The 12,076-nt window shown below is 41.9% G+C and carries 7 protein-coding genes; 1 reads left to right on the forward strand and 6 read right to left on the reverse strand.

Going from position 1 to position 12,076, the window contains the following annotated elements; genetic code table 11:
* Positions 1–21 precede the first annotated feature (21 nt).
* Positions 22–1,425, forward strand: coding sequence for an AAA family ATPase (locus AC23N5_RS19985; RefSeq protein ID WP_487756964.1), 1,404 nt, complete (start codon positions 22–24; stop codon positions 1,423–1,425).
* Positions 1,426–1,487: 62 nt separating this feature from the next.
* Here the strand turns inward: AC23N5_RS19985 and AC23N5_RS19990 are convergent, their stop codons facing one another.
* The 6 genes from AC23N5_RS19990 to AC23N5_RS20015 form a co-directional block, all read right to left on the reverse strand.
* On the reverse strand, positions 1,488–1,595 hold the full coding sequence (locus AC23N5_RS19990; RefSeq protein WP_487756981.1) for a WCX domain-containing protein: 108 nt from the start codon (positions 1,593–1,595) through the stop codon (positions 1,488–1,490).
* A 369-nt stretch (positions 1,596–1,964) separates the two neighbouring features.
* Positions 1,965–2,903, reverse strand: coding sequence for a hypothetical protein (locus tag AC23N5_RS19995; protein WP_487756965.1), 939 nt, complete (start codon positions 2,901–2,903; stop codon positions 1,965–1,967).
* Positions 2,904–2,914: 11 nt separating this feature from the next.
* Complete coding sequence (locus tag AC23N5_RS20000) at positions 2,915–5,224, reverse strand: DUF4062 domain-containing protein (RefSeq protein ID WP_487756966.1); 2,310 nt, start codon at positions 5,222–5,224, stop codon at positions 2,915–2,917.
* 35 nt (positions 5,225–5,259) lie between these two features.
* Entirely contained in the window at positions 5,260–9,711 is a 4,452-nt protein-coding gene (locus AC23N5_RS20005; protein ID WP_487756967.1) for a tetratricopeptide repeat protein, read from the reverse strand.
* A complete protein-coding gene (locus tag AC23N5_RS20010; protein ID WP_487756968.1) occupies positions 9,711–10,358 on the reverse strand; it encodes a TIR domain-containing protein in 648 nt (215 codons plus the stop codon). Before AC23N5_RS20010 ends, AC23N5_RS20005 begins: the two co-directional genes overlap by 1 nt.
* A 157-nt stretch (positions 10,359–10,515) precedes the next feature.
* Positions 10,516–11,955, reverse strand: coding sequence for a hypothetical protein (locus tag AC23N5_RS20015; RefSeq protein ID WP_487756969.1), 1,440 nt, complete (start codon positions 11,953–11,955; stop codon positions 10,516–10,518).
* Positions 11,956–12,076: the final 121 nt, after the last annotated feature.

Raw genomic sequence — 12,076 nt, forward strand, 5'->3', positions numbered from 1 at the left:
TTGTGCCAAAATGTACTGATTATGGACATAATAGGTAGAATTGCTGAGATTCGAGAATTCGATGAGATAATGGCTTCTAAAAAGTCAGAATTTGTGGTGGTGTATGGGAGAAGGCGAGTGGGGAAAACGTATTTGATTCGGCAATATTTTAATAATAAATTTAGTTTTTATTCAACGGGCTTAGCACAGGAAAAAACTGATGTTCAGTTAGCTAATTTTAATGCTGCTCTCCGACAAAGCCCTTTTTATGAAGAACAAAAAGACGCCAATAATTGGATGGATGCCTTTCGGAATTTGATAAAGATATTGGAAGCAAATCCTGATGAGAAAAAGGTGGTCTTTATTGATGAATTGCCGTGGATGGACACCAGGGATTCTGGGTTGATTTCGGCAATTGATTTTTTTTGGAATAGTTGGGCAAGTGCCAGAAACGACATCAAATTTATCGTTTGCGGTTCGTCGGCCTCTTGGATGATTGATAATCTTTTGAGAAACACCAAAGGACTCTATAATCGGGTTACGAATCGGATAAAATTAAAACCCTTTACGTTGAGAGAAACAAAGGAGTACTTGACGGCAATGGGAGGAAACTACGATAACTATCAGGTGATTGAGTTGTATATGGCGTTGGGGGGAATTCCGTTTTATCTCAACTTGGTGAAAGCCCAAGAAAGTGCTTCGCAGAATATTAATAGGATTTTTTTTAGTGAACAGGCAAAATTGAGAGATGAATACTACCTACTTTTTGCTTCATTATTCAAGAACTATCAGAAGCATGTTGCCATCATTAGTGCTCTTGCCCAAAAGAAAAAAGGCTTGTTTAAGAGCGAAATTGTGAAGGCATCCAAAGTAAAAGATGGTGGTACACTCACTACTATTTTGAAGGAATTGGAAGCTAGCGATTTCGTCAGAAAATACAATATGCCTGGGCAGAAAGTACGGAATATTATTTATCAACTGACCGATAATTTTACTCTTTTTTACCATAATTTTATTGAGAAATCAGAGGAGACAGACTTTAATTTTTGGATAAATACTATCAATACGTCGCGATATTATGCTTGGGCGGGCAATGCTTTTGAGATGGTATGCCTACTGCACAGTCAGGAGATTAAAAAAGCCTTGGGTATTGCAGGTGTTCAATCAAGTACGTATGCTTGGTCTAACACAAAATCACAGATTGATCTCATTTTTGACCGTAAAGACAACGTAATCAATTTGATCGAAATAAAGTTTTCGCATCATAAATTTACCATCACGAAAGACTACGAAGCTAAACTACTCAACAAAGTGAGTGAGTTTAGAGAATCCTATAAAACCAACAAAGCCCTTTGGCTCGTGCTGCTGACGACCTACGGCTTGGCTTCGGTAACTCACACAGGAGCGGTGCATGATAGTTTGGATATGGGAGTGTTGTTTGAGTGAGTTTTCATTGAACTGTGTCAATGCTAATTTTCGAGTTTATCAATTTGAATCTTGCGGACAAATTAAACATAATATTGCAGTGCAGCTTTAAGAATCCCAGCTACTTTATTACGAAGAGAGGCTGGTTCCAATACTTCAATGGCGCTACCATATTCTAAGATTTTTGTAATTTGAGTATGTTTTGGATTGTGTAAAACGAATAAAAAGAGTCAGTCGTTAGCTTGTTGAATCTCACCCGCTCGGGCGGGCTCCGTCAAACAAGCTAAATGAAAGTGAAATTCTCTGTAATGACTGACTCTCAGTGGCAAGTTGTCAAAAAAAATAATTGATAACCAAAGTGAATGCCACATTTTGGATTAACAACACGGGTTCCCAATGGCGAAACATGGAAAGTAAGTACAAAGCATTAAATCAGTTCAGTTCATCGGTGAAGACGCAGGAATTGATGGGAATAAAAAAATAAATGACCGAAACTGTACTGATTGCACAGAGTCTTGTCCCAAGCTCATAAAAAACTAGTGAAAACGGTTAGGAGACCTCTACACCTTGGCTTCTACTTTTTTGTTTTGGTACCAATTTAGCCAATCAATGTGCTCTCCCATAAAAAGACGATACAGACTTTTGGCCGCTTCTTGAAGTTGGGCGGGGTCTTGACTTTCTTCAATTTTGACCCGAACGTTTTCGTACCGTTCATGGACTTTCTGCGAAATACGGATATTCCGTTTCCATTCGCTGAAGTAGTATATTCCTTCTAAGGCGGCATACAGGGGTGGCAAAAAAATCACCAAAAACTTGGTAGCTTTGAGCAAATACAGGTGCTCGTGAATAAAAGGTGAATGGGTGTATTCCATCCATTCAAAGGCATATTTAGCCACGACCACTCCTCCAAAAACGTACAAAATCACCTTTAGCCAAAACTCCAAACGGTGTTCTTTTTCTTCGTACCCTTCAATCCGAATCTCGGTGTGGTACTTTTGCTGGCTGTTGATAAAAGCAATGAGTGACTGTTTGATTTCAAAAAGGTTATAGACATGGGTAGGTACGGGTACGTAGCTTTTTTCTAACTCACGTAGTTCGCTCGGGATTTTAAAGTGGATTTTATCGGTGGCTCTCATTCCTTCTTTATAATTGAGCGGTGTGGTAATGAGCGGCAGGCCATTTTCGGCAAACAACGTACGCACTCGAAGGTACTCCGCCCAGTGGCGGTGCTGGAGAAAACGTAGTTTGGCCCGCGAAGCCGAATAACCCAGCAAAACAAAAGTACCCGCGACGAGCAGTACCTCCGCCGTGGGAAGCACTACCCCCGCCCACAGAGGAGGAAGGTACGCATGAAAGGCCACCAACGTGGAAAAGAGAATGACCGCAACTAAGCCACAGCCAATCCCAGCCAGCCAATTGCGAAGGATAAAATGATTTTTGAAGCGAATGGCTTGGATATCGTAATACTCCAATGCCTCATTAAAGGTGCGAAACTTCATCTTGATAAGTATTAAAAGTGATACCAGCTCTCATCGCTTAACTCCACTACCAACCATTTTTGATTCTCTTGTAGTACACCTGCCTCAGCGAGAGGCCGCAGGGCGGCGTAGCCTTCTTGCCGCATGGCTTTGATGGCTTCTTTGATGCCTGGCACTTGCTCGGGTGGATATTGGTTGTTTTCTATAAGATGTTTGATAATATCAGTGGTGTATTTGGTATTGAGGGCAAAGTAAAAAGTAAAAGCTACGATTTGTCCTTGGGTGGCTTGCCAAAGCTCCGCAAAGAGCGTACGGCTCTCCAAAAAGTGAGTAAGGGCTTCCCCGATTTGATTTTGTTTCAGATAGAAAGTGCCCAAACGAGCTAACGAAATTGCGAGCCCGTTTTTGTAGGAGAGGTTCTCAGGGCTGCTTTCATAAATCTCTTTCGTTATGCTGAAATCTTCTTGATAATTGACGAGCGCGTTCTTCCAATCGCCCGTGGCTTCGTAAATGCCGCCCAATTTAGAATACGAAATTGCGAGCCCGTTTTTGTAGGAGAGGTTCTCAGGGTCAGTTACAAGCAACTTTTGGTAAATAATACCGTATTGGGAATAGGCATACTGTTCGCCCGTTATGTTGCCTGTGTTATTGAAATATACGCCAACGTTAAAATTCAAAAATCCAATGTCCCAGCTTGGATAGGCTTCCAAACTCTTATTGATTTGGTACAGTAGTTTGGCGTAGGGTTCGGCAGCGCTTAGGCGGATGCGTAGTAAATTATAAGCATCCGCTTCCAAAATATAGTTGAGCCTATCCAACAGTGCTTGAGCATCCGTTTCCAGTGTTTCATGGTTTTTATACAACAACAAATCCTGCACCACGGGGCTGAGGCGGTAGGTGTTTTCGGTTTGGGCTATCCAGCCTTTTTTACTCAAGCTCTTGAGGGTTTTGCGTACTGCCAAATCAGTTCGGGTGCTGTCGTTGGCTAACAGGGAGTTAATAAAACCCAAGGTATAAGGTTCGGCGGGTAACAAGGAGAGGCTGAGCAACACAAAGCGTTGCTCTTCGTTGAGCTTCCCAAAGTCGTAAAGGGCATCCAGAATTTCGTCGGTAGTGGCGGCTTTTGCTTTTACGGCGATGGTATAGTCGGTCTTTACTTCAAAGCTATGTTCACCCAGATGCAAACCTTCTTTTTCTAATTTTTGCAAGAAATTTGCCATTTTTATGCCCAATTCGGCACTTTCTTGCATGTTTTTTGCAAAAATCTCAACCAATAGCGTATGGTAACGGATGGCTTCCAACAGCCGATTCAACAGGGTCTCAAAATCGAGGCTATCTTCCTTGTAATACCGTTTAAAAAGTGTCTTGGCCAGAGGCGGGGGAAGGTGCGTAATGGGCAGTTCTTGTTCATTTTCGAGTACACCTTGGCAACGGCTCGTGATGAGTACGTGCCAATGAAACCCCTCAAAGGTTTGCCTGAACACACGGATGTCGTCGTCGTCGTTGGCGTTATCAAGTACCAACAAAAAATCATCGTGCACACCCGATAGGGCATGTTTGAGGGCGGCGATCTGCTGAGCTTCGTCCATGCCTGCCAAGTCGAGGTTGAGCTTAGGAGCCAAGTCTTTGAGGGCATTCACGATGCCGTTTTCACAAAACAGCCAAGCATTGTGTTTGTAGGCGTAGAGGCTTTCGTTCCAGTACTTGGCGGCGAGGGTGGTTTTTCCAATGCCGCCTTCGGCGTTGATGAGCATCAGTTTGCCACAATTATCGAGTCGTTTCCTAATTTCCCGCAGTTCGTCTTCCCGTCCAATAAAAACAGTAGGCTTATCGGCGCCGTTGGGGCTGAGGAGTTTGGCGGGTTGAGAAAAGCGATGGATGGGAATATGCGGCAACAGACACTCCAACAAATCGGCTCGGAGTTCGGTTGGATTGGCAAAGGGGTGTGTGGGTTTCCCTCCAAATTTGGCCAAGAGCTCGGCGTGCTTGGCAGGATTATCCAGTTGTGTGGGCTCAAACGTACTAAAAGGAAAGCAAAAAATCTTCTTACCTTTATCTGCCAAAGCCGTATCGAGTTCGATTTCGGTGTAAGTGCGGGTTTCGTTAGGGGGAAACGAGCCTACTTTGTTGCCCAAAATGAGCAGGTAAATATCGGCAGCCTGAACCTCCCGCACGCACTCCTCCACGAAAGGCGTTTGCGAGCCATCGTCCCACATGCGTTCCATGATGTTGCACAGCTCAAACGAAGCCGCCAATTGATTCTCAAACAGACTTTTGACCAAAGTACGGTACTCTTTGAGGTCTCTGAAAGTAGAGGAGATATAGACTTTTTGTTTTTTCATTATCTATTTCATCGTTTTCAAGTTTTGTACGTTTGCTATCCTTGCTCCAACTCCCCAAGCCACTCATTGACCATCTCCAAGTGTTTCTTAAAATTGACTTCCTCAGGGATTTGGGTGACCAATTGTTGGAGTAGTTGCTGGGCATTTTGGAGGATAGGGACAGCCTCTTGGGCCATGCCTGCCATCCGAAACACATTGCCGATGCGTAGAAAATCCAAGGCATAATCAAAAAGGTACTGCACCGAGCTTTCATCTATGCCAAGCAGAACTTCATGGAGGGTTTTGGCCTCGACGTAGTGGTTGAGGGCTGTTTGAACATCCCTTTGATTGAGGTAGAAATCGCCCATTTTGCTCAAAGACGTGGCCAAATCCTGCTGCCAACTTGTATTCTGCTCATCCAAGGAGGCCAGCTTTCGGCATATTTTCAAATCTTCGCTATAATTTTCTTCGGCTTTTTTTGCATCTCCCAAGCGCAAATAGAAATCGCCCATTTTGCTCAAAGACGTGGCCAAATCCTGCTGCCAACTCGTGATCTGCTCATCCAAGGAGGCCAGCTTGCGGTTGATGCGTAAGCCTTCGCTATAATTTTCTTCGGCTTTTTTTGCATCCTCCAAGCGCAAATAGAAATCGCCCATTTTTCTCAAAGACGTAGCCAAATCCTGCTGCCAGCTTGTATTCTGCTCATCCAAGGCCGCCAATTTTCGGAGTCTTGACAGAGCATCGCTATAATTTTCTTCTGCTTTTTTGACATTCCCCAAGCGCAAATAGAAATCGCCCATTTTTCTCAAAGACGTAGCCAAATCCTGCTGCCAACTCGTGATCTGCTCATCCAAGGCCGCCAATTTTCGGAGTCTTGACAGAGCATCGCTATAATTTTCTTCGGCTTTTTTTGCATCCCCCAAGCGCAAATAGAAATCGCCCATTTTTCTCAAAGAGGTAGCCAAATCCTGCTGCCAACTCGTGATCTGCTCATCCAAGGCTGCCAATTTTCGGAGTCTTGACAGAGCATCGCTATAATTTTCTTCTGCTTTTTTTGCATCCCCCAACCGTAAATAGAAATCTCCGAGCTTGCTTAATGAGGTAGCCAAGCCATTTTCGTAGCTCAGATTTTCGGGACTGCTTTCATAAATCTCTTTAAATACTCTAAGCTGTTCTTGATAATTCAAAAGCGCGTGTTGGAAATCGCCCGTTTGCTCGTAAATACCCCCTAATTTTTCATACGAAATCGCCAGCCCGTTTTTGTAGGAGAGGTTTTGGGGGCTGCTTTCAACAATTTCTTTTTCAAGTCTATTGTATTCTTGATAGTTGTTCAGGGCGTTTTTCCAATCGCCAGTCGCCTCGTACGTGCCCCCCAATTTAGAATACGAAATGGCCAGCCTGTTTTTGTATGAAAGATTTTCGGGACTACTTTCATAAATCTCTTTACTGAGTTTATGACTTTCTTGATAATTCAACAGAGCGTTTTTCCAATCGCCAATCGCTTCATAAATATTACCCAAACGAGCCAGAGAAATGGCCAAACCATTTTTATAGCTCAGGTTTTCGGGACTGCTTTCATAAGTTTCATTACTTAGTCGATTGCATTCTTCATAATTTGACAGGGCGTTTTTCCAATCGCCAGTCGCCTCGTAAATGCTCCCCAGTTTTTCATACGAAATTGCCAAACCGTTTTTGTAGTTCAGGTTTTCGGGACTGCTTTCATAAGTTTCATTACTTAGTCGATTGCATTCTTCATAATATGACAGGGCGTTTTTCCAATCGCCAGTCGCCTCGTAAATGCTCCCCAGTTTTTCATACGAAATTGCCAAACCATTTTTGTAGTTCAAATTGTGAGGTTCTCTTTTTAGCAAATTCTGATAGATAAAACCGTATTGTTCCGCATAGTATCGAGCATTAGTAATGTCCCCGATATTGTTGAAGTAAACTCCCGCATTCAAGTTGATATTTCCAATCTCCCAACTTGGGTAATGGGCCAAACTTTTGTTCAGTTGGGGCAAGAGTTTTACAAAGGATTCGGTGTCTTTTAATCTGATATTCAATAGATTATATCCATCTGCATCCAAAATATAATTTAGTCTATTCAGCAAATCCTGTGCGTCGGTACCGAGGCTGGGTTGGTTTTTGTGCAATGCCAAGTCCTGCACCACGGGGCTTAGTTTGTAGGTATTATCGACTTGGGCTATCCACCCTTTTTTACTCAGACTTTTCAGGGTATTACGTAAATCTAAACCAGTACGATGGTCATCATTGGCCAAAAGGCTATTGATAAATGGCAATGTGTAAGGTACAGATGGCAACAACGATAAATTTACCAATAAGAAACGTTGCTCCTCAGTCAGTTCGCCAAAATCATAAAGGGTATCTAAAATCTCATCGGTAGTAGCAGCTTTTGCTTTTATGCTTACAGCGTAGTCCGTCCGTACTTCAAAGCTATACTTTCCTAAATACAAGCCATTCTTATCTAATTTTTGTAAGAAGTCTGCCATCGTTATGCCTAACTCAGAACTTTCCTTCATGTTTTTGGCAAAAATCTCAATCAATAAAGTGTGGTAGCGGATGGCTTCCAATAGTCTGTCCAAGAGGGCCTCAAAGTCCAGATTGTCTTCTTGGTAGTACCTCATGAAAAGGGCTTTGGCCAAGGGTGGGGGCAGATGCGTAATGGGCAGCTCTTGTTCGGGGTCCAGCACGCCCTGGCAGCGGCTCGTAACGAGAACGTGCCAATGAAAACCCTCAAAATGCTGCTTAAATCCCCAAATGTCTTCTTCGTCGTTGGCATTGTCGAGAACCAACAAAAAGTTGTCGTGAACGGCCAATAAGGCGTGTTTGAGGGTTTTTATCTGTTGGGCTTCATCCATACCCGCCAAGTCGAGGTTAAGCCTGAAGGCCAGTTCTTTGAGGGCATTCAAAATGCCATTGTCACAATAGAGCCAGGCTGCATACTGGTAGTTTTTGAGATTTTCCTTCCAATATTTTGCTGCTAAAGCTGTTTTTCCGATTCCTCCTTCACCATTTAATAAGATAAAAGTTCCACTCTCTATCAATTTCGATTTGATTTCCAAAAGCTCATTTTCTCTTCCCAAGAACAAAACACTTTCTATCGGGATGGTTTTACTAATTATCTCAGCAGAAAGGGTTCCCTCTAATATTTTAGTAGTTATAATTTCACCTAATTCATATTTACTACTGTAAGTATAAGTCGAGAGATTTCTCAAATACGTGGGGAGGTCGTCATTTTTTTTCTTAAATAATAACACCTTTTTCCCTTTATCAATTGCATAGTTTAGTTCAGTTTCCTGAGTTTTGCTGATGAAAGTATCGCCGAAAACTAAAATAAATATGTCGCTAACTTCAATTGGCTCATACAATCTGAGTAACCATTCATCGCCTGTTGCAATCTGAGCATTTGAAAAACATCTGAAATATATATTATTTTCCAAAAAATTATAGTTTAATTTAGATTCAATTAAAGGTATAATATTTTTTAAGAATTGTAAGTCGGAGTGTTTATAGGAAAAGAAAATATTTAATACCTTTCTGCCTTTTTTTAAATGCCTTTTTACCTTAATGTCACCAGATAGTACGTCTTTTACATAATCGTTTGATTCCAAAAAAATATCAATATCTCTCAATCCGTTGAATAGAATGGCAGAGAGTTTTTGGTAACTCTCTAAAAGACCACTTGTATCTCGTTGATTAATAATAACTTCCTCGCCAAACGAGTATTTGGGAATGGCTGGAATAAACACCTTTTCAAAGAACGTTTGAGAATGCTCTACAGTATTTTTGAAAATGAAGTCATCACATAGTTCTGATAATTTTTTAGCAAAAATATCAAACCACTTCGCAGCTAAATCTCTTTCCGAAATAGAATCAATCCTACTTGGAATCGGCAACCTGAGAATTGTTTTACGTGTAATAGGTAGTTGCCTCACGGCCTCATTGATGTGTTTACCAATTTTGTAAATCCCATCTATTCCCTGCTCAGTTGCTGTAAATAGTAACACGAGTATATCAGGAAGCTGCACCGTACAGACGCCACCAATGTCGGATATACCCGTCCGACTATCAACAAAAATAAAATCATAATTCTCTTTCCATGAATTCCTTAGTTTTTCAATAAACATTCCTCCCTTTTCTTGGGTGAAAAACCGATCAAAACTAAAAGACTGAACTTTATTGAAATATTGGTCATCTTTTTTGCCCGATTTAATCAAATGTAAACTGCCGTTATTGCTTATATGATAATGTACTATTGTATCTTCCCACAAATCTGATTGGGTCATCAATAATTCGATAATTCCATCTTTTTTTGAATGGTCTTCGTTAATAGCAGGAAAATATTTTTCCAGGCCAGGCGCTTCAAAATCCCAGTCAATCATCAAAACTTTTTTACCCCAAAAGGCGATTTGAGTAGCTACATTTGCGAGGGCCATACTTCGGCCTACTCCACCTTTATAGGAATAGAATGTAATAATTTTTCCGTCCATTAGCTTGTAATCATCAAAGGTTTGAAAGTCCAACTGTCTTGATAACCCCTATAACATTTTGCCAATGAAAGGACTTTAGCTTCATAGTGCAATTTGAAATCTTCAAAATCACAATAACTACTATTATCATTTGGAAGAGCATTTGCATTCATTATTATTTTTATCTTTTTTGATATTGCTTCTGCCGATTTTCGAATTTCTGCCTTCCACGCTCTAAGGTCATCTTCATAAATATAGTCATCTATATCTTTTGTCTTGAATAAATCCCAATAGTCAAAATTAAGTGAATTGATATCTGTGGGTTCGACAAAGAGAATCGGTAGTATTGGGGTATAATGTTGGAAATGCGGACTCAGCTTCTCATAAATGTATAGCATATACGCATATTCATGTAAGGCGTAGTGGTCTGGAAGCCAATAGTTTGCTGAAAGAATAGGAACAAAGAACTTTGAACTTTGTATCGCATTAATAATTTTTCGGTTGAAAGCATCACCGATTTTGATCTCTTCTTTATCAATAAAGATATTAGGTTCTGGAATATGCAAACGAAGCTGCTTTTCTAACTCGACTAAGAAATAATTGTATAACCAGCTCTTGGGAGGCTCTGAGCGTCTATAACTAATAAAAATGTCGTATTGGTATGCCATAAATATATTTAGGTTTGAGACTGGGTATCTTCTTCTATTTTCTATCAAAAAGTCTTGTTTATTATGTTTTTAATGCTACAAACCGAGCCGATGAAGCCAAAAAGATGCGGTAGGTTTTCATGTTTTGGGTGGTTTGGATTTTCAAAATACAAAAAAATCAAATATGCACCCCAGGCGTGAGGGAGGCTACGCGGTCGGCCCATTCGCTGTTTTCCTTTTCGAGGGCAAGGCGCAGGTTTTTGCTGGCTTTATTTAGCATTTTGTCATCGGTCGCCGCAAAGATTTCAGCCTGAATTTTCTCCAATACCCCTTTCATTTTTTCGGCTTCGTATTGGTTGCGTTCCCATTCCTCAAAAGACCGCACCGTTTCCAATACCGCATACACCGATGGCACTACAATCAAGAGCAGATTGAGCCACGGCAATAGAAAATCAATGTGTAGGTGAAAAAAGGCCCAATGTTTTTCGTGCAAAAAATGCTCTACTTCAATCACCACCTTCACACTAAGAGACCCATAAAATACCCACTGCAAGACGTGCAAGACTTGGTGGATCATTTTTTCTTTGGTTTTGAGGGGTTTGAGTCGGGTTTTTTCGTGGTAGTCTATTTGGTCTTGGGCAAAAACCCAAAGTTTGCGTTTGGCATCCTCAAAAACGCTGGCTGATTGAGGTTTCTCGGTCAGAGATTGTTCAAAAGCCAAGATAGCGGGCAAGATGGCAATGGGCGTATGCTTGGGCTTTTTGGTGTCAAAAATTTCTTCTTGGCTCACCAAAGGTAAGGCTATTTTGGCCTGTTTGAACCACTGCAACGTACGCAAAAACTCGGCATTGCGGCGGTTTTGGAGGAAGCGGTTTTTGTAGCGTCGGGCAAAAAACAAAATCAAAATAGCCGATAAAATGATGAACAATACCTCATAGCCAGCCAACGACAGCTTAGACTCGGCACTTTTGAAATCGGAGTGAAAGGCCAAACCAATGGCAAAAAATACCACGCCCACAATGGCGAACAACAGCCCCACGTACCAAGCGGGCTGAAAGAATTTTTCCTTGTTCTTGACGGCCCCAAGGTCTAATTGATCAAAAAGTATCTCTTCGTCTTCTGGGACAGACTTGACCCGCAGCCCCCTGATGATGTGTACCTCCTTGCCTTGCTCGCGGGCGTAGGCCACCACGTCGCCCGTTCCGCCTTTGCCTGCGGCGGGCTGCTCGTCCCATACTGCCAACACAATGTTGGCCTCGTCCGCCAGTCGCTTGCCTACGGCCAAATACGCCTCGTTGCGTTCGTCGGCGGCATTGGTTTTGAGGGGTGCAACGACTTCAAAAGGCTGGTGTTCGAGTAAATCTTGGAGGGTTTGGCGTTGGGTTTCGTCAAAATCCTTTTGGTATTCTTCCAACTGAAACGGCAGAAAGTAACGCGTGGAAATCTCCTGTTTCAATGCCTCCTCCACAAAAATAGTATCGGCTCCCACCGCCAAGGCCGATAGTGCTTCGAGGTTTGGGTATTGGGCTTTGAAATACGCAAGACTGTACGCGATTTGCTTGCGCACTTCTTTGGATTCCAAAAGGTTACAATGACCCGTGATAGCGATTTTTTTCATAAGGAGTAATTGAAAGTCGAGATGGAGTGATTGAGGCAACAATTTATCAAATTATTGGAGATAGAATGGGCCTCTGTCGTTATTTTTGATAATTTGTAACAAGAAATTTAGATATTTGGAA

The sequence above is a fragment of the Runella sp. R5_40 genome (genome assembly GCF_057652295.1).

Coding starts and splice junctions, on each gene's coding strand:
- AC23N5_RS19985 (WP_487756964.1), top strand. CDS start 22: ATGGACATAATAGGTAGAATTGCTGAGATTCGAGAATTCGATGAGATA.
- AC23N5_RS19995 (WP_487756965.1), bottom strand. CDS start 2,903: ATGAAGTTTCGCACCTTTAATGAGGCATTGGAGTATTACGATATCCAA.
- AC23N5_RS20015 (WP_487756969.1), bottom strand. CDS start 11,955: ATGAAAAAAATCGCTATCACGGGTCATTGTAACCTTTTGGAATCCAAA.
- AC23N5_RS20005 (WP_487756967.1), bottom strand. CDS start 9,711: ATGGACGGAAAAATTATTACATTCTATTCCTATAAAGGTGGAGTAGGC.
- AC23N5_RS20000 (WP_487756966.1), bottom strand. CDS start 5,224: ATGAAAAAACAAAAAGTCTATATCTCCTCTACTTTCAGAGACCTCAAA.
- AC23N5_RS20010 (WP_487756968.1), bottom strand. CDS start 10,358: ATGGCATACCAATACGACATTTTTATTAGTTATAGACGCTCAGAGCCT.